This window comes from Geodermatophilus sp. SYSU D01106, from assembly GCF_054049995.1.
Map to the genome: position 1 here is coordinate 1 of NZ_JBJGYM010000003.1, position 24,586 is coordinate 24,586.

Annotated in this window: 24 protein-coding genes, 1 rRNA gene and 1 pseudogene; 3 read left to right on the forward strand and 23 right to left on the reverse strand. The window is 75.4% G+C overall.

What is annotated here, in order from left to right; genetic code table 11:
* The 9 genes from ACI78R_RS03840 to ACI78R_RS03880 all read right to left on the reverse strand — a co-directional run.
* Positions 1–198, reverse strand: a 16S ribosomal RNA gene (locus ACI78R_RS03840); the annotation flags it as partial.
* A 362-nt stretch (positions 199–560) separates the two neighbouring features.
* On the reverse strand, positions 561–1,367 hold the full coding sequence (dapB, locus tag ACI78R_RS03845) for a 4-hydroxy-tetrahydrodipicolinate reductase (RefSeq protein ID WP_083628866.1): 807 nt from the start codon (positions 1,365–1,367) through the stop codon (positions 561–563).
* A 48-nt stretch (positions 1,368–1,415) separates the two neighbouring features.
* A complete protein-coding gene (locus ACI78R_RS03850; RefSeq protein ID WP_457039736.1) occupies positions 1,416–1,787 on the reverse strand; it encodes a VanZ family protein in 372 nt (123 codons plus the stop codon).
* A gap of 15 nt (positions 1,788–1,802) precedes the next feature.
* A complete protein-coding gene (locus tag ACI78R_RS03855) occupies positions 1,803–3,050 on the reverse strand; it encodes a M16 family metallopeptidase (protein ID WP_457039737.1) in 1,248 nt (415 codons plus the stop codon).
* A 133-nt stretch (positions 3,051–3,183) separates the two neighbouring features.
* Positions 3,184–5,460 (reverse strand): polyribonucleotide nucleotidyltransferase, encoded by a 2,277-nt coding sequence (locus tag ACI78R_RS03860; RefSeq protein ID WP_073421852.1) that lies wholly within the window; start codon positions 5,458–5,460, stop codon positions 3,184–3,186.
* Positions 5,461–5,703: 243 nt separating this feature from the next.
* Positions 5,704–5,973, reverse strand: a complete 270-nt coding sequence (gene rpsO, locus ACI78R_RS03865; RefSeq protein WP_072920360.1) for a 30S ribosomal protein S15 — start codon at positions 5,971–5,973, stop codon at positions 5,704–5,706.
* 127 nt (positions 5,974–6,100) lie between these two features.
* Positions 6,101–7,069, reverse strand: a complete 969-nt coding sequence (locus tag ACI78R_RS03870; RefSeq protein WP_336032309.1) for a bifunctional riboflavin kinase/FAD synthetase — start codon at positions 7,067–7,069, stop codon at positions 6,101–6,103.
* Between the two features lie 32 nt (positions 7,070–7,101).
* On the reverse strand, positions 7,102–8,241 hold the full coding sequence (locus ACI78R_RS03875; protein WP_073421850.1) for a branched-chain amino acid aminotransferase: 1,140 nt from the start codon (positions 8,239–8,241) through the stop codon (positions 7,102–7,104).
* A 121-nt stretch (positions 8,242–8,362) separates the two neighbouring features.
* Positions 8,363–8,686, reverse strand: coding sequence for an antibiotic biosynthesis monooxygenase family protein (locus ACI78R_RS03880; protein ID WP_073422035.1), 324 nt, complete (start codon positions 8,684–8,686; stop codon positions 8,363–8,365).
* A 78-nt stretch (positions 8,687–8,764) separates the two neighbouring features.
* Between ACI78R_RS03880 and ACI78R_RS03885 the strand changes: the two genes are divergently transcribed.
* The gene (locus ACI78R_RS03885) at positions 8,765–9,445 is read left to right on the forward strand and encodes an HAD family hydrolase (RefSeq protein ID WP_336032305.1); all 681 of its coding nucleotides are present in this window, start codon (positions 8,765–8,767) and stop codon (positions 9,443–9,445) included.
* A 23-nt stretch (positions 9,446–9,468) separates the two neighbouring features.
* Here ACI78R_RS03885 and truB read toward each other — a convergent pair whose 3' ends face one another.
* The 11 genes and pseudogenes from truB to rimP form a co-directional block, all read right to left on the reverse strand.
* Positions 9,469–10,389 (reverse strand): tRNA pseudouridine(55) synthase TruB, encoded by a 921-nt coding sequence (truB, locus tag ACI78R_RS03890; protein WP_457039738.1) that lies wholly within the window; start codon positions 10,387–10,389, stop codon positions 9,469–9,471.
* 55 nt (positions 10,390–10,444) lie between these two features.
* Positions 10,445–11,749: an MATE family efflux transporter gene (locus tag ACI78R_RS03895; protein WP_457039739.1), complete on the reverse strand. Its 1,305-nt coding sequence runs from the start codon at positions 11,747–11,749 to the stop codon at positions 10,445–10,447.
* Complete coding sequence (locus ACI78R_RS03900) at positions 11,746–12,804, reverse strand: DHH family phosphoesterase (RefSeq protein WP_457039740.1); 1,059 nt, start codon at positions 12,802–12,804, stop codon at positions 11,746–11,748. Before ACI78R_RS03900 ends, ACI78R_RS03895 begins: the two co-directional genes overlap by 4 nt.
* 5 nt (positions 12,805–12,809) lie before the next feature.
* The gene (locus ACI78R_RS03905) at positions 12,810–13,055 is read right to left on the reverse strand and encodes a hypothetical protein (RefSeq protein ID WP_073421846.1); all 246 of its coding nucleotides are present in this window, start codon (positions 13,053–13,055) and stop codon (positions 12,810–12,812) included.
* Positions 13,052–13,522 carry a 30S ribosome-binding factor RbfA gene (gene rbfA / locus ACI78R_RS03910; RefSeq protein WP_073421845.1) on the reverse strand — a complete coding sequence of 157 codons (471 nt, stop codon included), beginning with the start codon at positions 13,520–13,522 and terminating at the stop codon, positions 13,052–13,054. Before rbfA ends, ACI78R_RS03905 begins: the two co-directional genes overlap by 4 nt.
* A gap of 76 nt (positions 13,523–13,598) precedes the next feature.
* A complete protein-coding gene (locus ACI78R_RS03915; RefSeq protein WP_073421844.1) occupies positions 13,599–13,892 on the reverse strand; it encodes a DUF503 domain-containing protein in 294 nt (97 codons plus the stop codon).
* A 46-nt stretch (positions 13,893–13,938) separates the two neighbouring features.
* Positions 13,939–15,771, reverse strand: coding sequence for a translation initiation factor IF-2 (gene infB, locus ACI78R_RS03920; protein WP_245794753.1), 1,833 nt, complete (start codon positions 15,769–15,771; stop codon positions 13,939–13,941).
* A gap of 1,050 nt (positions 15,772–16,821) precedes the next feature.
* Positions 16,822–16,965 (reverse strand): annotated as a pseudogene (locus ACI78R_RS03925) (translation initiation factor IF-2 N-terminal domain-containing protein); the annotation flags it as partial.
* 69 nt (positions 16,966–17,034) lie between these two features.
* On the reverse strand, positions 17,035–17,445 hold the full coding sequence (locus tag ACI78R_RS03930) for a YlxR family protein (protein ID WP_139253043.1): 411 nt from the start codon (positions 17,443–17,445) through the stop codon (positions 17,035–17,037).
* A gap of 8 nt (positions 17,446–17,453) precedes the next feature.
* Positions 17,454–18,587 carry a transcription termination factor NusA gene (nusA, locus tag ACI78R_RS03935; protein ID WP_454556197.1) on the reverse strand — a complete coding sequence of 378 codons (1,134 nt, stop codon included), beginning with the start codon at positions 18,585–18,587 and terminating at the stop codon, positions 17,454–17,456.
* Positions 18,584–19,270, reverse strand: coding sequence for a ribosome maturation factor RimP (rimP, locus tag ACI78R_RS03940; protein WP_457039741.1), 687 nt, complete (start codon positions 19,268–19,270; stop codon positions 18,584–18,586). The genes nusA and rimP overlap by 4 nt, the downstream gene beginning before the upstream one ends.
* 218 nt (positions 19,271–19,488) lie before the next feature.
* Here rimP and ACI78R_RS03945 point away from each other — a divergent pair, with 218 nt between their 5' ends.
* Both ACI78R_RS03945 and ACI78R_RS03950 read left to right on the forward strand, forming a co-directional pair.
* Complete coding sequence (locus tag ACI78R_RS03945; RefSeq protein WP_457039742.1) at positions 19,489–20,022, forward strand: hypothetical protein; 534 nt, start codon at positions 19,489–19,491, stop codon at positions 20,020–20,022.
* A 48-nt stretch (positions 20,023–20,070) separates the two neighbouring features.
* Positions 20,071–20,529: a ferritin-like domain-containing protein gene (locus tag ACI78R_RS03950; protein WP_073421840.1), complete on the forward strand. Its 459-nt coding sequence runs from the start codon at positions 20,071–20,073 to the stop codon at positions 20,527–20,529.
* A 22-nt stretch (positions 20,530–20,551) separates the two neighbouring features.
* Here ACI78R_RS03950 and ACI78R_RS03955 read toward each other — a convergent pair whose 3' ends face one another.
* Genes ACI78R_RS03955 through ispG form a run of 3 tightly spaced genes read right to left on the reverse strand, consistent with a single transcriptional unit; the run spans position 20,552 to position 24,558 of the window.
* Positions 20,552–22,462 (reverse strand): penicillin-binding transpeptidase domain-containing protein, encoded by a 1,911-nt coding sequence (locus ACI78R_RS03955; RefSeq protein ID WP_457039743.1) that lies wholly within the window; start codon positions 22,460–22,462, stop codon positions 20,552–20,554.
* A gap of 46 nt (positions 22,463–22,508) precedes the next feature.
* Complete coding sequence (locus ACI78R_RS03960) at positions 22,509–23,360, reverse strand: GNAT family N-acetyltransferase (RefSeq protein ID WP_073421839.1); 852 nt, start codon at positions 23,358–23,360, stop codon at positions 22,509–22,511.
* A gap of 34 nt (positions 23,361–23,394) precedes the next feature.
* Entirely contained in the window at positions 23,395–24,558 is a 1,164-nt protein-coding gene (gene ispG, locus ACI78R_RS03965) for a flavodoxin-dependent (E)-4-hydroxy-3-methylbut-2-enyl-diphosphate synthase (RefSeq protein WP_457039744.1), read from the reverse strand.
* Positions 24,559–24,586: the final 28 nt, after the last annotated feature.

Consider the following 24,586-nt stretch of genomic DNA (forward strand, 5'->3'; position numbering starts at 1 on the left):
CCACCACCCATGCGGGAAGCGGTGAACATCCGGTATTAGCCCCAATTTCTTGGAGTTATCCCAGAGCCGGGGGCAGGTTGCCCACGTGTTACTCACCCGTTCGCCACTGATCCCCTCCGAAGAGGTTCACCGTTCGACTTGCATGTGTTAAGCACGCCGCCAGCGTTCGTCCTGAGCCAGGATCAAACTCTCCGTAGATGATCTGATACCGGCTGAGAACCGCGACCTGACAGATCGCGATATCAATCAACCAAAGGAATCCCAAGACCCGACCGGTGACACCGACCAGGCCACGGGGTTATTACTTGGCACTGACTTTCGGCACGCTGTTGAGTTCTCAAGGAGCGGACGCACACCAACTCGACCCTTCCGGGCTCCGTCAGCAGCGGCTTGTCCTACCGTACGCCGTGTCCAGAGGCTGTGCACCCTCGGGTGCTCCTCCGTGGCCCTCGCGGGCTCCGTCCGGCGCGAAGAGAACAGTACACCAACTCCGAGGGGGTCTGCACGGGGGGTCCGGTGGGACGCCGGACACACTCCGGACACCTCCCCTGGACGGGCCCTCAGAGCCCCAGGAAGGACTCCAGGCCCACGGTCAGACCCGGGCGCCGGCCGATCTCGCGGACGGCCAGGAGCACGCCGGGCATGAACGAGGCCCGGTCGTACGAGTCGTGCCGCAGGGTCAGCGTCTCCCCCGCCGCACCCATGAGCACCTCCTGATGCGCCACCAGACCGGTGAGCCGCACGGCGTGCACGGCCACCCCCTCGACGTCGGCCCCGCGGGCACCGGGCAGCGAGTCGGTGGTGGCGTCCGGGGACGCGGGCAGGCCGGCCGCACGGCGCGCGGCGGCCACGAGGCGCGCGGTGCGCACCGCCGTCCCCGAGGGGGCGTCGACCTTGTTCGGGTGGTGCAGCTCGACGATCTCGGTGGAGGGGAAGAAGCGCGCGGCCTCCTGGGCGAAGCGCATCAGCAGGATGGCGCCGATCCCGAAGTTGGGCGCGATCACGACGCCGACGTCGGGCTTGGGCTCGAGCCACTCGGCGACGGTCGCGAGCTTCTGCTCGTCGAAGCCGGTGGTGCCGACCACGCAGGAGATGTTCTGGTCGATGCAGAAGCGGATGTTGTCCATGACGACGTCCGGGCGGGTGAAGTCGACGACCACCTGCGCGCCGGCGTCGGCGACGTTGAACAGCCAGTCGCCCTCGTCCACCATCGCCACGAGCTCGAGGTCGTCGGCGGCGTTGACCGCCTTGACCACCTCGGTGCCCATCCGCCCCCGGGCGCCGAGGACGCCGACCGAGATCCGTGGCGGCTCTCCCACCACGGTGCCGGGAGCCTGCTGGTCGGGGGTCGGGGTGCTCGTGGTCACCCGGTCAGTCTCCCGGGGTCCCCGGACGGCGCAAGTGTCGGGCCGTCCTCAGACGGCGGGGACCCGCCGCTCCCCCACCGCCCAGGCGGCCAGGCCGAGGGCGATACCGACGGCGTCGGCCAGCCAGTCGGTCACCGTGCCCGAGCGCCCGAGCAGCGGCAGGGCCTGGACCACCTCGCTGACGGCGCCGTACCCGAGCAGCAGCACCCCGAGGGGCACCGGCCGGATCCCCGCCCAGCGGCCGGCGAGGGTCAGCGCCAGGAACAGGCCGAGGTGCACGACCTTGTCCACCCCCGGCGGCGACGACGGCACGTCCGCCGCCGGCGCGAAGAGGACGGCGAGCGAGACGAGCACCGTGACGGCGAGGACGCCGCGGGACAGGGCGCCGTGCACGCGCAGGGCGGGATGGGGTCGGGCCATGGTGCGGGCGGCCTCTCAGAGCCGGTCGAGGTCGGACTCGCGGTACGGGCCGACGACGGCCAGGCAGGTGTCGCGGCCGAACAGGTCCGCGGCGGCGGCACGCACCTGCTCCTCGTCGACGGCGGCGATCCGCTCGAGCACCTCGCGCACCGGCACGTACTCCCCGTGCGAGAGCTCGCTCTTGCCCAGCCGGCTCATCCGCGACCCGGTGTCCTCCAGGCCGAGGACCGTGCCGCCGCGCAGCTGGCCGCGGCCGCGGGCGACCTCCTCGGCGGTGATCCCCTCGGCGGCCACGCGCGCCAGTTCCTCGCGGACCAGCCGGAGCACCTCGGGCACCCGCTTCTTGGCGCACCCGGCGTAGACGGAGAACGACCCGGTGCCGGCGTAGGAGGTCAGCGCCGAGCCGACGCTGTAGACCAGCCCGCGCTTCTCGCGGATCTCCTGGAACAGGCGCGAGCTCATCCCGCCGCCGACCGCCGTCTCCAGGACCGCGGCCGCGTAGCGGCGCTCGTCGAACCGGCTCAACCCCACGCTGCCCAGCAGCAGGTGCGTCTGCTCGGTCTTCCTGCTCACCAGGCCGGCGGGCCGGGCGGGGCGGCCGAGCACCAGCTCGTCGCCGCGGCGCAGCGGCGCCGGCGGCACGGAGCCCGACAGGCGGTCGCCGAAGACCGCCGTCACCAGGTCCACCACCTGCTGGTGGTCGACCCGGCCGGCCGCGGTGACGACCATCGACGGGAGCGCGTACCGGGACCGGTACCAGCCGTCGACGTCGTCGCGGGTCAGGCCCTCGATCGACTCGACGGTGCCGAGCACCGAGCGGCCGAGCGCGGTGTCGCCGAAGAGCGTCTCGGCGAACAGGTCGTGCACGAGGTCGGAGGGCTCGTCGTCGCGCATGGCGATCTCCTCGAGCACCACCGTCCGCTCGGACTTGAGGTCCTCGGCGGTGTTGAGCGCCTCGGTGACCAGGTCGCCGAGCAGCGTGACCGCGAGCGGGAGGTCGCTGGCGAGCACGTTCGCGTAGTAGCAGGTGTGCTCCTTGGCGGTGAAGGCGTTCATCTCACCGCCGACGGCGTCCATCGCCGTCGCGATCTCCAGGGCGCTGCGGCTGCGCGTGCCCTTGAACAGCAGGTGCTCGAGGAAGTGCGAGGCGCCGGCGACCCGGTCGCTCTCGTCCCGGGAGCCCACGCCCACCCAGATGCCGAGGGTGGCCGAGAGGACGCCGGGCATCGTCTCGGTGAGCACCCGCAGCCCGCCGGGCAGCACGGTGCGCTCGACGCGGCCGCCGACCTCGTCGACGTCGAGGACACGGGTGACACCGACCGGGGCCGGGACGGACGCGAGGTCGGCAGACCCCGCGCCCGTCCCGGCCCCGGCAGGAGTCGGGTCGGCGACCGTGTCAGGCCTCCGCGGACGCGTCGGCCGGAGCCGCGGTGTCGGCGGGGGCGGCACCGTCAGCGGCGCCCTCGGCGGCGACCGGCACGAGGCTGATCTTGCCGCGGGCGTCGATGTCGGTGATCTCCACCTGGAGCTTGTCGCCGACGTTGACGACGTCCTCGACCTTGCCGATGCGCTTGCCGCCGCCGAGCTTGCTGATGTGGACGAGGCCGTCCTTGCCGGGCAGCAGCGAGACGAAGGCGCCGAACGGCGTCGTCTTGACGACGGTGCCGAGGAAGCGCTCCCCGACCTTCGGCATCTGCGGGTTGGCGATCGCGTTGATGCGGTCGACCGCCGCCTGCGCCGAGGGGCCGTCGGAGGCGCCGACGTAGATCGTGCCGTCGTCCTCGATGGTGATGTCGGCGCCGGTCTCGTCCTGGATCGAGTTGATCATCTGACCCTTGGGGCCGATGACCGCGCCGATCTTGTCGACGGGGATGCGCACCGTGGTCACGCGCGGGGCGTACGGGCTCATCTCGTCGGGGGCGTCGATGGCCTCGTTCATCACGTCGAGGATGTGCAGCCGGGCGGCGCGGGCCTGGGTCAGCGCCTGGGCGAGCACGTCGGACGGGATGCCGTCGAGCTTGGTGTCGAGCTGCAGGGCCGTGACGAAGTCCTTGGTGCCGGCGACCTTGAAGTCCATGTCACCGAAGGCGTCCTCGGCGCCGAGGATGTCGGTCAGCGCGACGTACTGGGTCTTGCCGTCGACCTCGTCGGACACCAGGCCCATGGCGATGCCGGCGACGGGGGCCTTCAGCGGGACACCGGCGTTGAGCAGCGCGAGGGTCGAGGCGCAGACCGAGCCCATCGACGTCGAGCCGTTGGAGCCCAGCGCCTCCGACACCTGCCGGATCGCGTAGGGGAACTCCTCGCGGTCGGGCAGCACCGGCACGAGCGCCCGCTCGGCGAGCGCGCCGTGGCCGATCTCGCGGCGCTTGGGCGAGCCCACGCGGCCGGTCTCCCCGGTGGAGTACGGCGGGAAGTTGTAGTTGTGCATGTACCGCTTGCGGTTCACCGGCGACAGCGTGTCCAGCTGCTGCTCCATGCGCAGCATGTTCAGCGTGGTGACGCCCAGGATCTGGGTCTCGCCGCGCTCGAACAGCGCCGAGCCGTGCACGCGGGGCAGCACCTCGACCTCGGCCGACAGCGGCCGGATGTCGGTCAGGCCGCGGCCGTCGATGCGGACCTTGTCGCGCAGGATGCGCTGCCGCACGACCTTCTTGGTGACGGCGCGGAATGCGGCCGACACCTCCTTGTCGCGGCCGGCGAACTGCTCGGCCAGCGAGGCGGTGACCTCGTCCTTGAGCGCGTCGGTGGCGTCGTTGCGCTCGGTCTTGCCGGCGATGGCCTGCGCCTCGGTCAGCCGCTCGAGGGCGGCGGACTCGACGGCGGCGTAGACGTCGTCCTGGTAGTCGAGGAAGCGCGGGAACTCCGCGACCGGCTTGGCGGCCTTCTCGGCGAGTGCGGCCTGGGCCTCGCACAGCGCCTTGATGAAGGGCTTGGCGGCCTCGAGGCCCTGGGCCACGACCTCCTCCGTGGGCGCGGTGGCGCCGCCGGAGACCAGCTGGATCGTCTTCTCGGTGGCCTCGGCCTCGACCATCATGATCGCGACGTCGCCGTCGGGGAGCAGGCGGCCGGCCACGACCATGTCGAAGACGGCGTCCTCGAGCTCCTCGTGGGTGGGGAAGCCGACCCACTGGCCGTCGACCAGCGCGACGCGGGTGCCGCCGACCGGGCCGGAGAACGGCAGGCCCGAGAGCTGGGTCGACGCGGAGGCGCCGTTGATGGCCAGCACGTCGTAGAGGTGCGCCGGGTCCAGCGACAGGACGGTGATGACGACCTGGACCTCGTTGCGCAGGCCCTTGGCGAAGGTCGGGCGCAGCGGGCGGTCGATGAGCCGGCAGGTGAGGATCGCGTCCTCGCTGGGGCGGCCCTCGCGGCGGAAGAACGAGCCGGGGATGCGCCCGGCGGCGTACATCCGCTCCTCGACGTCGACCGTCAGCGGGAAGAAGTCGAAGTGCTCCTTGGGGTGCTTGCCGGCCGTGGTGGCCGACAGCAGCATGGTGTCGCCCATGCTGACGACGACCGAGCCGGCGGCCTGCTTGGCCAGCCGCCCGGTCTCGAAGGTGATCGTGCGGCTGCCGTGGCTGCCGTTGTCGATGACCGCGGTGGCGGTGGTGACCCCGTCCTCGGGGTCGTACTCGGCAGCGGTGCTGCTGGCGGTGGTGGGTGCGGACACGTCGTCCTCTTCCTACGTCGCATGCGGCGACGTCCTCTTCGTGGCGCCCGGCGTCGGACTGCTCCCGGGTGACCGGTCTTCGATCGAAGCCCCCGGGGACGTTCCCCCCGCGACGGGAGGGCATGCCCGGAGGCCACCACCGAGGACCGGCCGGCGTCGGAGCGCGCGGCGGGTGCCGTGGTCCCGTGGGGCGGACGCCCCACGAGAGAGGGGACCGTCCCGGTGGGACGGTCCCCTCTGGGGTCAGCGGCGCAGACCGAGCCGCTCGATGAGCGAGCGGTAGCGGTTGATGTCGGTCTTCGCCAGGTAGTTCAGCAGCCGCCGGCGGCGGCCGACCAGCAGGAGCAGGCCCCGCCGGCTGTGGTGGTCGTGCTTGTGCTGCTTGAGGTGCTCGGTCAGGTCACTGATCCGGCGGGTGAGCATCGCGACCTGGACCTCGGGCGAGCCCGTGTCCTTCTCGACCGTCGCGTACTCGGTCATGATCTGCTGCTTCGTCGCGCTGTCGAGCGCCATGGGCGGGCCTCCGGGCCTGGTCAGGTGTGGCCCCCGGTCTGGTTCACGGGGGCAGCTCGCACACACGTCGGGCGGTGCCCGACGGCTCCGAGGCTACCAGCGTGCCCGCGGCCGCCCGTGCCGGTGATCACCCGGCGGGGGGCAGCCCCAGGACGGCGCGGGTGCGGGCGACGTCGCCGGCCATGGCCTCGACGAGGGCGTCCACCCCGGCGAAGGAGGTCATCGGCCGCAGCCGGGAGACGAACTCGACGCCGACGTGCTCGCCGTAGAGGTCCCCGGTGAAGTCGAGGACGTACGCCTCGACGGTGCGCCGCGACCCCTGGAACGTCGGGTTGGTGCCCACGGAGATCGCCGCCGGGGCGCTGCGGAGCGTCGCGCCGGAGGGGTCGAGGGTGACCAGGTGCCCGGCGTAGACGCCGTCGGCGGGGATCGCCGTCCACGGCGGGCTCTCGACGTTGGCCGTGGGGTAGCCGAGCTCCCGGCCCCGCCGGTCGCCCCGGACGACGACGCCGTCGACGCGGTGCGGGCGGCCCAGCGCCCGCGCCGCGCTCTCCATGTCCCCGGCCGCGACGCAGGCGCGGATGTAGGTGGAGGAGATGGTGACCTCGCCGTCGGCGGAGTCGTCGCCGGCCAGCGGGATGCCCTCGACGGCGAACCCGAACCGGCGGCCCTCCTGGGCGAGGGTGGTGACGGTGCCCGCGGCCCGGTGCCCGTAGGTGAAGTTCTCGCCGACGACGACCGCCGAGGCGTGCAGCTGCTCGACGAGCACGCCGTGCGCGAACTCCTCGGGGGTGTGCCGGCTGAACTCCAGGGTGAACGGGATGACGCACATGCCGTCGACGCCGAGCCCGGCCACCAGCTCGGCCTTGCGGTCCAGCGACGTGAGGATCGCCGGGTGCGAGCCGGGCCGCACGACCTCGCTCGGGTGCGGGTCGAAGGTGACCAGCACGCAGGGCCGGCCCAGCGACCGGGCCCGCTCGACGGCGGTGCCGATCAGCTGCTGGTGGCCGCGGTGGACGCCGTCGTACTGGCCCACCGTGACCACCGTCCGCCCGAGGTCGGCCGGGGTGGCTGCCAGCCCGCGCCAGCGCCGCACGCGCCGTCCTCCTGGGGGTCCGCCGGGGTCGCTCAGGCGACCCGGTGCAGCCAGCCGTGGGTGTCGGGCACCCGGCCGTGCTGGATGTCGAGCAGGTGCTCCCGCAGGCCCATGGTCACCGGGCCGGGGGTGCCGTCGCCGACGGTGAAGTCGCCGGTGCGCGCCTTGACCTCGCCGACGGGGGTGATGACGGCGGCCGTGCCGCAGGCGAAGGTCTCGGTGACCGTGCCGTCGGCGACGCCGGCGCGCCACTCGTCGACGCTGAACTTCCGCTCCGTGACCCGCATGCCGCGGTCGCGGGCCACGGTGACCAGCGAGTCGCGGGTGATGCCGGGCAGCAGGGTGCCGGTGAGCTCGGGGGTGACCAGCTCCGCGTCGTCGCCGGAGCCGAGGACGAAGAACAGGTTCATCCCGCCCATCTCCTCGACGTACCGCTTCTCGACGGCGTCGAGCCACACGACCTGGTCGCAGCCGGCGGCGATCGCCTGCTCCTGCGCCAGCAGGCTCGCGGCGTAGTTGCCGGCGCACTTGACGTCGCCGGTGCCGCCGGGCGCGGCGCGGATGTAGTCCTCGGAGAGGTAGACGCTCACCGGGTGCACGCCGCGCGGGAAGTAGGCGCCGGCGGGGCTGGCGATGACGAGGAACAGGTACTCGGTGGCCGGGCGCACGCCGAGGAACGGCTCGCTGGCCAGCTGGTACGGCCGCAGGTACAGCGTCTGGTCGGGGCCGGTGGGGACCCAGTCGCGGTCGGCGTCGACGAGCGCGTCGACGGCGGCGAGGAAGGCCTCCTCGGGCACCGGCGGCATGGCCAGCCGGCGGGCGCTGCGGGCGAAGCGGGCGGCGTTGGCCTCGGGCCGGAAGGTGGCGACGCTGCCGTCGGGCTGGGCGTAGGCCTTGAGCCCCTCGAAGATCGACTGCGCGTAGTGCAGCGCGGCGGTGGCCGGGTCGACCTGCAGCGGCCCGTAGGGCGTCAGCCGGGCGTCGTGCCAGCCGCGGCCGGCCTCGTAGCGGGCCACGAACATCGAGTCGGTGAAGGAGCGGCCGAAGCCCGGGTCGGCCAGCACGGCCTCCCGGTCGGCGGCGGGACGGCGGGTCACCGGCTCCACGGTCACCGGCACGCCCTCGGTGAAGATCCGGGAGGAGGTGCGGCTGTCGGCGAGCGTGTCGGTCATGTCTCCCACCTGGGTGAGCTCGTGCGGGCGCCGGGCCGGCGGAGGGCCGGCCCCGGGCTCACAGTAGCCCCGGGTCCGGCGGCGGCCGGGAGCCGACCGCCGCCGTACCCACCCGGCCGGCTCAGGGCCGGTCGGGCGCCGAGCTCTCGATCACCTGGTAGGACCACAGGTGGTGCGAGTCGCTGGCGGCCGGGGCGAGCTCGTCGCCGCCGCCGGAGTGCGCCCGGGCGAAGTCCTGCCCGCCCTCCCAGGCCTGGTAGGCCTCCTCGCTCTCCCACCGGGTGTAGACGAGGTACTGGTCGGTGCCCTCGAGGGGGCGCAGCAGCTCGAACCACTCGAAGCCGGGGGTCTTCTCGACCAGGCCGCCCCGACCGCGGAAGCGCTCCTCGAAGCGCTCCTGCGCGTGCGGCGGGACCACGATCGCGTTGATCTTGACGACGCTCATGCGCGGCTCCTTCCCGGCGTGGCGGCCGGTCACACGCACGCCCCTGCGGCGCCGCCGGTCCCGGGCGAGGATGGCCCGGTGACCCAGGACCCGCGGCCCGGCGTGCTGTTCGACGTCGACGGCACCCTGCTCGACACCAACTACCTGCAGGTCCTCGCGTGGTGGCAGGCCTTCCGCGACACCGGGCACGACGACGTGTCCATGGCCGACTGCCACCGCGCCATCGGCATCGCCAGCGAGCAGCTGGTCACCCACCTGCTCGGCGAGGACGCCGAGGACGCCGAGGAGATCTCGGAGACCAAGACCCGGCGCTACGAGCCGCTGCGCGAGCTGGTCTCCGCCTTTCCCCGCGTCGACGAGCTGCTCGCCGCCTGCCGCGAGCGGGACCTCGCCGTCGTGCTGGCCACCAGCGGCAAGGAGTCCGACCTGGAGTGGATGGTCCCGGCGATCGGCGGCGAGGACGTCGTCGACGGCTCGACCACCTCGGCCGACGTCGAGTCGGCCAAGCCCGCGCCGGACCTGCTGCGGACGGCGGCCGAGCGCAACGGCCTGGACCCGCGCCGGACGGTGGCCGTGGGCGACACGATCTGGGACGTGCGGGCGGCCCGCGACGCCGGCTTCCCGTGCATCGCGCTCACCTGCGGCGGGATCTCGCGGCAGGAGCTGCTCGAGGAGGGCGCCGACGAGGTGTACGCCACCCCGGCCGACCTGCTCGAGCACCTCGACGACTCGCTCATCGGCAAGGCCGCCCGCGGCTGACGCGCCGGGCGCCGAGGCGCCGGTCAGGAGGGCGGGAAGCCCACGGCCACTCTGGCCGTGGCCCCGGCGTCCTCGACCAGCGCGGCGAGCCGCCCGGCGGGGTCGAGCGCGGCCACCAGGCCGGGGCGGCCGGTGGCGGGGATGCGCTGCCCGTAGCCGAGGGCCCGCGCCTCGTCGTCGGTGAGCCGCCGCTCCGGGTAGATCGCCGTCGCGGCGTCGGGCAGGGACAGCACGCCCGGCCCCCCGCCGGCGGCGAGCGCGGCCGCGGCCTCCTCCACCGGCGCGGCCTGCGCGGTGGTGAACGGCCCGGAGGCGGTGCGTCGCAGCGCGGTCAGGTGGCCGCCCACGCCGAGAGCGGCGCCGGCGTCGCGGGCGATCGCGCGCACGTAGGTGCCCGCGGTGCAGGCGACGGTGATCTCGACGTCGACCAGCCCGGGCGCGGGGCGGGTGACCGCGTGCACGTCGATGCGGTGCACGGTGACCGCCCGCGGCTCGAGGACCACCTCCTCGCCGGCGCGCACCCGGTCGTAGGACCGCCGCCCGCCGACCTTGACCGCGCTCACCGAGGAGGGCACCTGCAGCAGCGGGCCGGTCTGGGCGGCGAGCGCGGCGCGGACGGCCTCGTCGTCGACCCCGTCGGCGGGGGTGGTGGTGAGCACCTCGCCCTCGCGGTCGTCGGTGACGGTGGTCTGCCCGAGCCGGACGGTGGCCTCGTAGACCTTGTCCGAGCCGCCGAGGTGGCCGAGCAGCCGGGTGGCGGCGCCGACGCCGAGGACGAGCAGGCCGGTGGCCATCGGGTCGAGGGTGCCGGCGTGCCCGACGCGGCGGACCGACAGCACGCGGCGGGCGCGGGCGACGACGTCGTGGGAGGTCATGCCGCCGGGCTTGTCGACCAGCAGGATCCCGGGGGTCACGTCGGCGTCGGCGGCGCGGCGGCGGCTCATCTCGGGGTCCCCGCGAAGACGTGGAGCGCCGGCGGAGCGTCTTCGTGGGGTGAGCTCATGTCCCCACCGTCGCAGGTGCGGTGAGCCACCTGTCCCCCGCCACCCGGGCGAGGACGGCGACCAGCCGCAGCACGACGAAGAGGGTCAGGCCGGTCCAGACGCCGGTGAGCCCCCAGCCGAGCGGGCCGGACAGCAGCGACAGCGGCAGGAACCCGAGCAGCGCCGCCCCGACCGTGACGGTGCGCAGGTAGGCCACGTCGCCGGCGCCCATGAGCACGCCGTCGAGGGCGAACACCACCCCGGCCAGCGGCTGGAAGCCGGCGAGGAACCACCAGACGAGCTCCGCCTGCTCCCGGACGGCGGGGTCGCCGGTGAACAGCGGCACGACCAGGTCGCGGCCGGCGAGCAGGAGCACGGCGACCAGCGCGCCGGTGCCCAGGCCCCACAGCGTCACCCGCCGGGCGGTGGCCCGGGCCTCCTCCGGCCGCCCGGCACCGAGGGCGTGGCCGACCAGCGTCTGCGCGGCGATGGCGTAGGCGTCGAGCACGAGGGCGAGGAAGAGGAACAGCTGCAGCGCGATCTGGTGGGCGCCGAGCTGCGCCTGCCCGGCGCGGGCGGCCACCCCGGCGGCGGTGAGGAAGGCCACCTGGAGGACGGTGGCGCGCAGCAGCAGGTCGCGGCCGAGGACCAGCTGCGCGCGGACGGCCGCGGGGCGGAAGCGCCAGTCGGCGCCCTCGCGGAGCAGCGCCCGCACGAACAGCGCCGCCGTCAGCGACTGGCCGGCCAGGTTGGCCACCGCGGAGCCGTTCAGCCCGAGACCCGCGGTGTGCACCAGCAGCGGGCACAGCACCAGGCTGAGCAGGCTCCCGGCGACGACGAAGCGCACGGGCCGGCGCAGCTCCTGCACCCCGCGCAGCCAGCCGTTGCCCGCGAGGGACACCAGCAGCAGCGGCGCGCCGCACCCGGCGATCCGCAGCCACCCCTCCCCCGCCGCGGCCACCTCGCCCGGGCCGCCGGCGAGCGCGCGGGTCAGCGGGCCGGCCAGCACCTGGAACAGGACCACGACGGCGGCGCCGAGCAGCAGCGCCAGCCAGGTGGCCTGCACGCCCTCGGCGACCGCGCCCGCCCGGTCGCCGGCCCCGGCGCGGCGGGCGGCGCGGGCGGTGGTGCCGTACGCGAGGAAGTTGAGCAGCGCGGCGGCCCAGGCCAGCAGCCCGCCGCCGACGGCGAGCCCGCCCAGCGGGACGGTGCCCAGGTTGCCGACGACGGCGGTGTCGACCAGCAGGTACAGCGGCTCGGCGGCCAGCACGACCAGCGCCGGGACGGCCAGCCCGAGGACCGACGGCGCCCGCGCCGTCACCGGGCGAGCGTCGCGGGTGTCCCCTCGGCCCCGACCGTGCCCCGGGTCGTGGCCCCGACCGTGGCGCGGAGCGTGGCGCGGATCGCCGCGACCGTCGCCTCCCGGTCGAGGTGCGAGGTGAAGCCCGCGGCGGCGCGGTGCCCGCCGCCGCCGAGCGCCGTGGCGACGCGGGCGACGTCGGTGGCCCCGCGCGACCGCAGCGACACCGACCACGAGCCGTCGTCCTGGCCCTTGAGCACGCAGGCGACGTCGGCCTCGGCGGTCGCGCGGACGACGTCGACCAGCGCCTCGAGCTGCTCGCCGGGCAGGCCGTGCTCCGCGGCCTCGGCGGTGCTCGACCAGGTCCACACCAGCCCCTGGCCGACCTCCGGCTCCAGGACGGCGCGGCCGGCGACCGCCGACAGCAGCCGCAGCCAGCCGAAGGGCGCGGTGTCGAACAGGCGCCGGCTGATCGCGGCGTGGTCGATGCCGGTGCCGAGCAGCCGGGCGGCGAGCAGGTGCGTGTCGGGCCGGGTGCTGCCGAAGCGGAAGGAGCCGGTGTCGGCGGCGAGGCCCGCGTACAGCAGCGTGGCCAGCGGCGCGTCGAGGGGGACGCCCAGCTCGTCGAGCAGCCCGGCCACCAGGACGACGGTGGCGGGCGCCGCGCCGTCGATCAGCCGCACGTCGCCGAAGCCCGGGTTGCTGGCGTGGTGGTCGACGACGACGGAGGTGCCGGCCCGCTCGAGCAGCACCGCCAGCTCGCCGAGGCGGGCCGGGGAGGCGACGTCGAGGCTGACGAAGACGTCCGGCGCCGGGTCGACGGCGGCGGCCGGGGTGAGCCCTTGGGCACCCGGCAGCCAGCCCAGGGACGCCGGGAGCTCCGGCCGGCCCGGGAAGGTGGCGGTGACGCGGGCGCCGCGCCGGCGCAGGCCCTCGGCGAGCGCGAGCGTGCTGCCGAGCGCGTCGGCGTCGGGCTGCACGTGGCCGGAGAGCACGACGGTCGCGCCGGCGTCGGCGGCCGCGGCCAGCACGGCGGCCGGGGTGCGCGGCGGCACCCCGGCGGACGGGAGGGTCACCGGCGTCAGGCGTCGGGGCCGGGGTCGGACACCGGGGCGGCGTCCTCGTCCTCGGACACGGTGCCCCCGCCGGGCGCCAGCGCGGGGCCGCCGTCGTCGGGCAGGTCGGAGGCGATGCTCGGCGCCGTGCCGATCTGGCCCTCGCGGCCGCCGTCGGTGGGGTCGCCGGCGTTCGGCTCCTGCCGGCCGCCGAGCTCGGAGAGCCCCTGGCCCTCGCCGGGCAGGTAGGGGTCGGGGTCGTTCTCGCTCATGAGGCGCTCCTGTGCTCGGGAGAGGTGTCGGCGTCCTCGTCGTCGTCCTCGTCCGGGTGCCGGTAGGGGTCGGCCTCGCCGGCGTAGCTCGCGTTCTCGCGCAGGCGGGCGAGCTCGGCGTCGGCGTGCCGGACCCGCTCCAGCGCCTCGTCGAGCTCGCGGGCGGTGTCGGGGACCATGTCGGCGACGAAGGTCAGCGTCGGCACGAACTTGATGCCGGTCTGGCGGCCGACCGTGGAGCGCAGCACGCCGGTGGCGCTGGCCAGGGCGCGGGCGGAGTCGGCCACGACGGTCTCGTCGCCGTAGACGGTGTAGTAGACCGTGGCCTCGCGCAGGTCACTGGTCACCCGGGCGTCGGTCACGGTGACCATGCCGAGGCGCGGGTCCTTGATCTGCGACTCGATCGCCGCGGAGACGATCTGGCGGATGCGCACCGCGAGCTTGCGGGCGCGGGCGGGGTCGGCCACGGCGGACCTCCGGGGGTCGGGGGCGCGCCGGGGTGGCGCGCCCGGACGGGCGTGGGACTGCGGCCGGCCGGTGTGGCTAGTCGGTGTCGGAGAACAGCTGCCGGTGCGTCGACAGCAGCGTCACCTCCGGCCGCTCGGCCAGCAACCGCTCGCAGGCGTCGAGGACGTCGGTCACCTGGCCGGCGTCGCCCGCGACGGTGGCGACCCCGACCTGCACGCGGCGGTGCAGGTCGAGGTCGCCCACCTCGGCCGCGGCGACGGCGAAGCGGCGCCGCAGCTCGGCCACGATCGGCCGGACGACGGCGCGCTTGCCCTTGAGCGAGTGGACATCGCCCAGCAGCAGGTCGGCGGTCAGCGACCCGGTGAACACCCGGTCTCCTCCCTGGGACCTGCCGTGGGCGACGTCCGGCGCGTTCTTACGCGCGCGGCTTCTCGCGCATCTCGAACGTCTCGATGACGTCCTCGATCTTGATGTCGTTGAACGACCCGAGCCCGATACCGCACTCGTAGCCGTCGCGGACCTCGGTCACGTCGTCCTTGAAGCGGCGCAGCGACTCGACGGTGAGGTTGTCGGCGACGACCACCCCGTCGCGCACCAGCCGGGCCTTCGAGTTCCGGGTGATGACGCCGCTGCGGACGATGGAGCCCGCCACGTTGCCGATGCGCGGCACGCGGAAGACCTCGCGGACCTCGGCGGTGCCGAGCGCGACCTCCTCGTACTCCGGCTTGAGCATGCCCTTGAGGGCCGCCTCGATCTCCTCGATCGCCTGGTAGATGACCGAGTAGTACCGGACGTCGACGCCCTCGCGGTTGGCGAGCTCGGTGGCCTGGCCCTCGGCCCGGACGTTGAAGCCCAGGACGATGACGTCGTCGGCCAGCGCCAGGTCGATGTCGCTCTTGGTGATGCCGCCGACGCCGCGGTGGATGACCCGCAGCGAGATGTCGTCGCTCACCTCGATCTTCATCAGGGCCTCCTCGAGCGCCTCCACAGTGCCCGAGTTGTCGCCCTTGATGATCAGGTTGAGCTGGCGGTTCTCCTTGAGCGCCGCGTCGAGGTCCTCGAGGCTGATCCGCTTGCGCATGGAGGCGTTCTGCGCGTTGCGGATGCGGGCCTGACGACGGTCGGCGATCTGCCGGGCGACGCGGTCCTCCTCGACGACGAGGAACGTGTCACCGGCACGCGGCACCGAGGTGAGACCCACGACCTGCACGGGGCGGGCCGGCAGGGCCTCCTTCAGCTTGTTGCCGTGCTCGTCGAGCAGCGACCGGACACGGCCGTACGCGTCGCCGGCGACGATCGAGTCGCCCTGGCGCAGCGTGCCGCGCTGGACGAGGACGGTCGCGACGGGGCCGCGGCCCTTGTCCAGCTTGCCCTCGATGACGACACCCTGCGGGTCCTGCTCGGTGTTCGCGCGCAGGTCCAGGGAGGCGTCGGCGGTCAGCAGGATCGCCGTGAGCAGCTCGTCGATGCCCTGGCGGGTGGTCGCGGAGACGTCGACGAACATCGTGTCGCCGCCGTACTCCTCGGCCACCAGCCCGTACTCGGTGAGCTGCTGACGGATCTTGGCGGGGTTGGCCCCCTCCTTGTCGATCTTGTTGACCGCGACCACGATCGGCACCTCGGCGGCCTGGGCGTGGTTGAGCGCCTCGACCGTCTGCGGCATGACGCCGTCGTCGGCGGCCACGACCAGCACGACGATGTCGGTCACCTTCGCGCCGCGGGCACGCATCGCGGTGAACGACTCGTGACCCGGGGTGTCGATGAAGGTGATCGGACGCTCGTTGTCCTCCAGCTCGGTGACGATCTGGTAGGCGCCGATGTGCTGCGTGATGCCGCCGGCCTCGCGCGCCACCACGTTGGTGTTGCGGATGGCGTCCAGCAGCTTCGTCTTGCCGTGGTCGACGTGACCCATGACGGTGACGACCGGCGGGCGGGCCTCCCAGTCCTCCTCGTCCCCCTCGTCGCCGAAGGTGAGGTCGAAGGTCTCGAGGAGCTCGCGGTCCTCGTCCTCCGGGCTGACGACCTGGATGTCCCACTCGATCTCGGCGCCGAGCAGCTGGAGCGTCTCGTCGTTGACCGACTGGGTCGCGGTGACCATCTCGCCCAGGTGGAACAGGGCGGTGACCAGCGCGGCCGGCTGGGCGCCGATCTTCTCGGCGAGGTCGGTCAGCGAGGCGCCGCGGGGCAGCCGGACGACCTGCCCGTGGCCACGCGGCAGGCTGACGCCGCCCATGCTGGGCGCCGCCATGGAGTCGAACTCCTGACGCCGCTGCTTCTTGCTCTTGCGCCCGCGGACCGGACCGCGGCCACCGGGACGCCCGAAGGCACCCGCGGTGCCCGCACCCGAGCCACCGCGGCCACGGCCACGGCCACCGCCGCCACCGCGGAAGCCACCGCCGGCCGGCGCGCCGCCGCCACCGGGGGCGCCACCGCCACCGGGACGGAAGCCACCGCCGCCGCCGGGACCACCCGGACGGCCACGGCCGCCGGGACCACCCGGACCGCCGCCGGGACGCCCGGCACCGGCCGGACGCGGCGGCATCATGCCGGGGTTGGGCCGGGGCGGCATCATGCCCGGGTTCGGCCGGGGACCACCCGGGCCGGCCGCGGGACGCGGGCCACCCGGACGGGGACCACCGGCACCGGGCGCGGGACGCGGACCGCCGGCACCGGGCGCCGGGCGGGGACCGCCGGCACCGGGGCCCGGACGGGGACCGCCGGCCGCGGGACCCGGACGCGGGCCACCGGCAGCCGGACCCGGACGCGGGGCGCTGCTGAAGGGGTTGTTGCCCGGCCGCGGGGCCGGACGGGGACCCGGGCGCGGACCGGCACCCGGGGCACCGGGCGCGGCACCGCCGGGACGCGGGGCGCCGGGAGCGGCCGGACGGGGGGCACCCGGACGGGCGCCACCGGGCACGGGACCACCGGCCGGACGCGACACGGGGCCGCCCGGACGGGGGGCACCCGGCGCAGCCGGACGCGGGCCCTGCGGGGCGGCCGGCTGCTGCGTCGGCGCGCTCGCGGCCGGCGCCTGCGGGGCGGCCGGCTGCTGCACCGGCTGCTGGGTCGGGCGCGGGCCGGGCACGGGGGCACCCGGGCGCGGGGCGCCCGGACGCGGGCCCGGCGCCGGGCCGGCCGACGGGGCGGGCACGGACGGCGCGGCCGGCGCCTGGGGGGCGCGTGCGGCCGGCGCGGGCGCCGACGGGCGCGGCGCGGCCGGGGGCGTGGGACGGGGCGCGGGAGCGCTCCCGCCGTTGCCGCCACCGTTGCCGCCGCCGGTGGCGGCGCCGAGGGCCTCCCGCAGCCGCCGGGCCACGGGGGCCTCGACGGTGGAGGAGGCGGACTTCACGAACTCGCCCTGTTCCTTGAGCTTGGCGAGGACGGTCTTGCTGTCGACCCCGAACTCCTTGGCGAGTTCGTGGACGCGGGCTTTGCCTGGCACGGATCTCCTCTGGTGAGGCCGGCGGCTCGCCCGCGCGACCTCGTCGTCAGTGGTGCATGGTCTGGCTTGTCATCGTGGGGACTTCACGGCGTGCTCATCCGACGACGTCCTGCTCTCGACGTGCGGACCGGCCGGGTGCCGGTCCGTCTGGGGAAGTGCGGTCTGTCGTTCGTCCGGTGTCGCCCGCCCCGGGTCGCGGTCGCCCGGCGCGGAGGCGCCGAGGACGTGCTCCCGGAGCGGACCGGCCTCCACCGCGGCGCCGCCTCCGGGGAGGCGCAGCGCCCGGGGGAAGGCCCGGCGTCGCTCCGCTGCGTGCAGGCACTCCGGCGTGGGGTGCAGGGACGCACCCCTACCGGGGAGCCTCCTCCGCGGATCGGGCACCAGGGCGCCGGAGCGGAGGACGACACGCAGCAGGTCGGTGACCGGAGCGCGCTTCCGGCAGCCCACACAGGTGCGCACCGGGATCGACGTTTCGGCCACCCGTCATGTTAGCGCGCGGCGGGGCCCCGGTGTTCCGGGCGTCGCTGACCGGTCCGGGGCGCCCCTCCACCGGGGTACGGGCGGCCGCCGGGGGCCCCGGCGCGCACCGGCGGCGGACCCGACCGCAGCGGCGGCCGGCCCACGCCCGGCGACGGCGCGGCGTCGTCGGCCTGGGCGTCGCTGCGGATGTCGATCCGGCAGCCGGTGAGGCGGGCGGCCAGGCGGGCGTTCTGGCCCTCCTTGCCGATCGCCAGCGACAGCTGGTAGTCGGGCACGACCACCCGCACGGCCTTCGCCTTGGGGTCGACCAGCGTCGCCGAGGCCACGCGGGCCGGGCTCAACGCCGAGGCCACGAAGGTGGCGGGGTCGTCGGACCAGTCGACGATGTCGATCTTCTCGCCGTGCAGCTCGCTCATGACGTTGCGCACGCGCTGGCCCATGGGGCCGATGCAGGCGCCCTTGGCGTTGAGCCCCGGCACGGAGGTGCGGACGGCGATCTTCGACCGGTGCCCCGCCTCGCGGGCGACGGCGACGATCTCGACGCTGCCGTCGGCGATCTCGGGGACCTCGAGGGCGAACAGCTTGCGCACCAGGTTCGGGTGGGTGCGCGAGATGGTCACCTGCGGGCCGCGGTGGGTGCGGGCCACGGAGACGACGTAGGCGCGGAGCCGGCTGCCGTGCGGGTAGCGCTCCCCCGGCACCTGCTCGGCCGACGGCATGACCGCCTCGACCTTGCCGATGTCGAGCAGCACGGCGCCCTGCGCGTTGCGGCGCGCGTCGGCCTGGACGACCCCGCTGACGATGTCGCCCTCGCGGCCGGCGTACTCGCCGAAGGTCTGCTCGTGCTCGGCGTCGCGCAGCCGCTGCACGATGACCTGCTTGGCGGTGCTGGCCGCGATCCGGCCGAAGTCGGAGGGGGTGTCGTCCCACTCGCGCACGACCTGGCCGTCGTCGCCGAGCTCCTGGGCGAGCACCGCCACCTCGCCGCTCTTGCGGTCGACGTGCACCCGCACGTGCCGAGCCGCGCCGTCGGCGTGCCGGTAGGCGGTCACCAGCGCCGTCTCGATGGCCTCGATCACCGTGTCGGCGGGGATGTCCTTCTCCCGCTCGATCGCCCTGAGGGCGGTCAGGTCGATGTTCACTGTCGTCCTCCGTCGTCGCCCTCGTCGTCGTCCAGCAGGTCCTCGTCGAGGTCGTCGTCGTCCGTGTCGCCGTCGAGGTCGTCCCCGAGGTCGTCCAGGACGTCGTCGACGTCGCCGTGGCCCGGGTCGCCGTCCGCGGGTCCGTTCTCGTCCCTGCCGGGCCGGCCGAACTCGACCTGCACCCGGCCGGCGCCCAGCTGCGCCCACGGCACGTGCCGCGGGGTGGGCGCCTTCTTCTTCGCGCCGGGCTTGCCCGGCTTCTCGACCGCCAGGGTCACACCCGAGTCGTCGACGGCGGTGACGCGGCCGGTCAGCTGCTCGCCGCCGACCGCGACCGCCACCAGCCGCCCGGTGTTGCGCCGCCAGTGCCGCGGCTCGGTCAGCGGCCGGTCGACGCCGGGGCTGGTCACCTCGAGCACGTAGGGCGCGCGGCCGAGCTCGCCGTCGTTGCGGTCGAGCACGGCCGAGACGGCCCGGCTGACCTCGGCGACGTCGTCGAGGGAGACGCCCTGGTCCCGGTCGACGACGACGCGCACGACGCTGCGGCGGCCGGCGGGGGTGACCACCAGCTCCTCCAGGTCGTACCCGGCGTCGGCGACGACCGGCGTGATCCAGCCGGCCAGCCGCGTCGCGGCCGGGTCCCCACCCCTCGCTGCCGGGTCCTGGCCCTTCGCTGCGGACACGGGCTCCCTCCCTCCTGACCGGTCGGAGCTCGTGCTCGGCGGACCGCACCCGGGCCGGCCGGCGGCGCGCACGGCACCGCCCGGCGGCGTACCCGGGAAGTGGTCAGGCTACCGCTCCGCCGCGGGCCCGGCCCCGGCCGCTCGGCGGGGACGGACCGACCGGGCCGACCCGCCCGTCGCTGCCGCGGCGCGCGGGGGCGCCTGGGAGGATGGCGGTGATGTCCACCTCCCTCCCCGACGGCTCCCCCGCCGGCTTCTCGCGGCGCCGGCTGCTCGCCGGCGCGGCCGGGCTGGCCCTGCTGGCGGCTGGGTGCACCGCGGGCGACGGCGGCGGGGCGGCCGCGCAGACGTCGGCGCAGGACGACCGGCTGGCCGCGCAGCTGCCGGTGCAGGAGGCGGTCGTGGCCGCCTACGACGCCGCGGTGGCCGCCGACCCGGCGCTCGGCGGTGAGGTGGCCCCGCTGGCCGAGCAGGCGCGCACCCAGCTCGAGCGGCTGCGTGCCGCCGCGCCCGGGGCCTCCGCGTCGTCGTCCGCGTCGTCGTCCGGGTCGTCGTCGTCCGGGGCGTCGTCGTCCGGGGCGTCGGCCCCCGCCCCGCCGGCGGGCGGGGACGTGCGCGGCTGGCTGCGCGAACAGGTGGCCGCCGCCGCGGCGGGGCACACCGCCGCGTGCGTGGAGGCCACCGGCGCCCGGGCGGCGCTGCTCGGCGCGGTGGCGGCCGGGCTGCGCGGCCACGAGGCGGCACTCGCATGAGGGCCCGCACGAGGGCTCGCACGGGGACTCGCGGGAGGAGGGGCCGACGTGGCCGATGACGGGACCGCCGCCGGCGGCGAGGACGCCGCGCTGCGCGAGGCGCTGGCCGCCGAGCACGCGGCGGTGTGGGGGTACGGCGTCGTCGGGGCGGCGCTGCCGCCGGACGCGCGCGGGCCGGCCGTCGACGGCGAGCTCGCCCACCGCGACCTCCGCGACGGCCTGGCGGCGCTCCTCGAGGAGCGCGACGCCGACCCGGTGCCCGCGGAGGCCGGCTACGAGCTGCCCTTCCCCGTGCTGTCCGACGTCGACGCCGCGGCGCTCGGCGCCGCGCTCGAGGAGGGCGTGAGCGCCTCCTGGGTGGCGCTGCTGGGCGCCGCGGAGCAGCCGGCGGTCCGCCAGCTGGCCGTGGACGCGCTCGGCGCCGCGGAGGCGCGCGCCGTGGGCTGGCGCCGGGCGGCCGGGCGCACGCCGGTCACCGCGGCGCTGCCCGGCCTGCCCGACTCCTGACGGGCCCCGCCCCGGCGGGGCGTCAGCCGACGGCGCCCAGGAAGGCGTCGGTGACCGCGACGGCGGCGCTGCTGGACTGCCCGCCCTCGACGAGCACCGCGAAGGCGATGTCGCCCTGCGCCCCGCCGAGCCGGTAGCCGACGAACCAGCCGTGCGAATCCGGCGGGGTGTTGGTGCCGTACTCGGCGGTGCCGGTCTTGCCGTACACCTCGCCGCGGTCGGCCAGGGCGGTCGCGGTCCCGCTCAGCACCACCTGGCGCATCATCGGCCGCAGCTGGTCGAGCACGGCCTGCCCCGGTCCCGCGGGCGCGGGTCCGGCGGGCTCGCCGCCCACCACCTCGACCGGCGCCGCCGGGGTACCGCCGGCGATGCCCGCGGCGACGAGCGCCATCTGCGCGGGGCTCATCAGCACCTGGCCCTGGCCGATCGCGTTGGCCGCCTTGGTGGTGCCGGTGGAGTCCGACGGCACGCTGCCGGAGAAGAGCCCGACCGGCAGCTGCCACTCGGTGCCCACGCCGTAGGAGGCGGCCGCGGCGGCCAGGGCGTCGTCGGGCAGCTCCAGGCCCTCCTGGATGAACGTGGTGTTGCAGGACTGCGCGAACGCCTCGGTGAAGGGCACGGTGCCCAGGTCGAACTGGTCCTGGTTCTCGAACTCGCGGCCCTCGACGACCGTCGTCCCCGGGCAGGCGACCGGGGCGTCGGGGGCCACCGCGCCGGTGGAGAGCAACGCGGTGGCCGAGATCGTCTTCATGCTCGAGCCGGGCGGGTACTGGCCGGACAGCGCGTTGGCCGGCACGGCCGCCTCGTTCGACGCGACGGCCAGGACCTCCCCGGTGCCGGGCCGGACGACGACGAGGTGGGTGGCCCGCGCCTCGGTGGCGACGGCGGCGTCGGCGGCCTCCTGCAGGGGGCGGACCAGCGGCGTCTGCAGCGGCTGCCCGGCGACCGGCGCGACGGCGGCCACCTCGCGGCCGGGATCGCCGGTGGCCTCGTCGGTGCTGACGACGGAGACGGTGAACCCGGGTGTGCCGGTGAGCTGCTCCTGGAACGCCCGCTGCAGGCCGGACAGGCCCACCTGGTCGCCGGCGGCGTAGGCGGGGCCGGCCTCCTCGGTGGTGGTCTCCTCGATCACCTCGGCGGTGGCCGCGCCGACCCGGCCGAGCAGCGCGGAGGCGAACCGCGGCGAGGGGGCGAGCAGCCGGGTGTCGGTCGGGAACACCGCGCCGGGCAGGTCGAACACCTGGGCGCGGATGGCCTCGAAGTCGGGGCGCCGCAGGGTGATGACCGGCACGAACTGCCCGGGCGGCGCGGCCTGGACGTCGGCGGTGATGTCCTCCGCCGGGATGCCGGTGGCCGCCGAGAGGCCCGCGGCCAGCGCCGGCAGGTCGGTCACCTGGCCGGTGTCGACGCCGACGTTCACGACCTCGGTGGGGGCGAACAGGGGCTGCCCCGCGGCGTCGGTGACCGCGGCGCGCTCGGGCAGCGCGCGGGTGAGCTGCAGGCGCTGGCCCTCCCCAAGCTCGGGGTGCACGAGCGCCGGCTCCGCGACGACCTGCCAGGCCTCCGCGCCGTCGCCCTCGCCCTCCCGCAGCTCGAGGGTCGCGTCGTAGGTCCAGTCGGGAGCGGCCTGCAGGTCCCAGGTGGCGCTCCACGCGGCGGTGGCGGTGCCGTCCTCGACGGTGACCGCGCCGAGCTCGGCGGACAGCGCCGCGCCGGGCAGGTCGGCGGCGGTCTGCTCGAGCAGCGCGGTGGCGGCCGCGGGGTCGGTGGTGGCGCCTGCGGCGGCCGCGGCGTCGCCGCCGGCCCAGTCGTCGAGGAAGGCCTGCGCGGCGGCGCGGACGTCGTCCTCGGAGCTGCCGGAGCAGGCCGCGAGGACCGGTGCGGACAGGAGGGTGAGGACCGAGCCGAGGACCGCCGTGCGTCGTGCTGCCACGTCCGGAGAGCCTGTCAGACGGCGGCGGCGTTCCCCGGGAGGCGCCTCAGAACAGGACGCTGGCGTAGCGGCCGACCTCGCGGAACCCGACCCGGCGGTACACGGCGCGGGCGGGGGCGTTGAAGTCGTTGACGTAGAGGCTGACCACCGGCGCGATGACCGTGCGGGCGTAGTCGACGACGGCGGCCATCCCGGCGGCGCCGATCCCGCGGCCGCGGGCCTCCGGGGCGGTCCACACGCCCTGCACCTGGCAGGCCGCGCGCGACACCGCGCCGATCTCGGCCTTGAACAGCACCCGCCCGTCCTCGATCCACGCCAGCGACTGACCGGCGCGGACCAGGTCCTCGACGCGCATGCGGTAGCCGATCCCGCCGTCGGCGCGCAGCGGGCTGACGCCGACCTCCTCGGTGAACATGGCCACCGCGGCCGGGAGCAGGACGTCGATCTCGGCCGGCCGCACCGGGCGCACCCGCGGCTCCGGCGCCACCGCGGGCGGGCCCTCGATCGCCAGCAGGGGCTGCCGCGGCCGGTGGTCGCGCGCCGGACCCCAGGAGGGCTCGAGCAGCTCCCACAGCGGGTCGACGGCGGCGGCCGGGCCGACGATCGTCGAGCAGCGGCGCCCGGCCCGGCGGGCGCGCTCGGCGAACGCGGCCGCGGCCGCCCGCTCGGCGCCCGGGACGCTGAACGGGATCAGGTTCGCGCCGGCCAGGCAGACGGCGTCGAGGCTGCGGCCGCTGCCGATGCCCCACAGCGGCGCCCCGAGCGAGGCGGGGGCGGTGCCGGCCGCCTCCACCCGCCCGGCGAGCACGCACGCGGCGACCGGGTCGGCGGACAGCAGGCGGCGGACGGCCGGTTCGTCGCTCTCGTCGAGGACGCGGGCGGCCGGCGAGCGCAGCACGGAGGGGACCGGGGAGGGCGGACGGGGCGGCGCGTCAGCCGACGGTGACGACGGGCGGGCCGGAGGGGACGCCGTCGTCGTCGAGCTGCTCCCCGGCCAGGCGCATGGCCTCCTCGATGAGGGTCTCGACGATCTGCGACTCCGGCACGGTCTTGATGACCTCGCCCTTGACGAAGATCTGGCCCTTGCCGTTGCCGGAGGCGACGCCGAGGTCGGCCTCGCGGGCCTCGCCCGGGCCGTTGACGACGCAGCCCATGACGGCGACCCGCAGCGGGACCTCCATGCCCTCGAGCCCGGCGGTGACCTCGTTGGCCAGCTTGTAGACGTCGACCTGCGCGCGGCCGCACGACGGGCAGCTGACGATCTCCAGGCCGCGCTGGCGCAGGTTCAGCGACTCGAGGATCTGGGTGCCGACCTTGACCTCCTCCGCGGGCGGCGCGGAGAGGGAGACGCGGATGGTGTCGCCGATGCCCTGGGACAGCAGCGCGCCGAAGGCGACGGCGGACTTGATCGTGCCCTGGAAGGCGGGGCCGGCCTCGGTGACGCCGAGGTGCAGCGGGTAGTCGCACTGGGCGGCCAGCAGCTCGTAGGCGCGGACCATGACCACCGGGTCGTTGTGCTTGACCGAGATCTTGATGTCGCGGAAGTCGTGCTCCTCGAACAGCGAGCACTCCCACAGCGCCGACTCGACCAGCGCCTCGGGCGTCGCCTTGCCGTACTTGGCGAGCAGCCGCTTGTCCAGCGACCCGGCGTTGACGCCGATGCGGATCGGGATGCCGGCGCCCTTGGCGGCGCGGGCGATCTCGCCGACCTTGTCGTCGAACTTCTTGATGTTGCCGGGGTTCACGCGCACCGCGGCGCAGCCGGCGTCGATCGCGGCGAAGACGTAGCGCGGCTGGAAGTGGATGTCGGCGATGACCGGGATCTGCGACTTCCGGGCGATGATCGGCAGCGCCTCGGCGTCGTCGGTGTCCGGGACGGCCACGCGCACGATCTGGCAGCCCGAGGCGGTCAGCTCGGCGATCTGCTGCAGCGTCGCGTTGACGTCGGCGGTCTTGGTCGTGGTCATCGACTGGACGCTGACCGGGTGGTCGCTGCCGACCCCGACGTTCCCGACCATCAGCTGACGGGTCGTGCGACGGGGCGCGAGGACGGGCGGGGGTGCGGCGGGCATGCCGAGACCGACGACGGTGGACATGCCCCCGAGTATCCCCGTTCTCCGCAGG

What these genes read in the sequence shown, in the direction of transcription:
- ACI78R_RS03850 (WP_457039736.1), bottom strand. Translation starts at nt 1,787, where the DNA reads ATGGCCCGACCCCATCCCGCCCTGCGCGTGCACGGCGCCCTGTCCCGC.
- rpsO (WP_072920360.1), bottom strand. Translation starts at nt 5,973, where the DNA reads ATGGCGCTCGACAGCGCGACGAAGCAGCAGATCATGACCGAGTACGCG.
- ACI78R_RS03875 (WP_073421850.1), bottom strand. Translation starts at nt 8,241, where the DNA reads ATGACCGACACGCTCGCCGACAGCCGCACCTCCTCCCGGATCTTCACC.
- ACI78R_RS03880 (WP_073422035.1), bottom strand. Translation starts at nt 8,686, where the DNA reads ATGAGCGTCGTCAAGATCAACGCGATCGTGGTCCCGCCGCACGCGCAG.
- truB (WP_457039738.1), bottom strand. Translation starts at nt 10,389, where the DNA reads ATGAGCCGCCGCCGCGCCGCCGACGCCGACGTGACCCCCGGGATCCTG.
- ACI78R_RS03905 (WP_073421846.1), bottom strand. Translation starts at nt 13,055, where the DNA reads ATGAGCGAGAACGACCCCGACCCCTACCTGCCCGGCGAGGGCCAGGGG.
- infB (WP_245794753.1), bottom strand. Translation starts at nt 15,771, where the DNA reads ATGGCGGCGCCCAGCATGGGCGGCGTCAGCCTGCCGCGTGGCCACGGG.
- ACI78R_RS03945 (WP_457039742.1), top strand. Translation starts at nt 19,489, where the DNA reads ATGTCCACCTCCCTCCCCGACGGCTCCCCCGCCGGCTTCTCGCGGCGC.
- ispG (WP_457039744.1), bottom strand. Translation starts at nt 24,558, where the DNA reads ATGTCCACCGTCGTCGGTCTCGGCATGCCCGCCGCACCCCCGCCCGTC.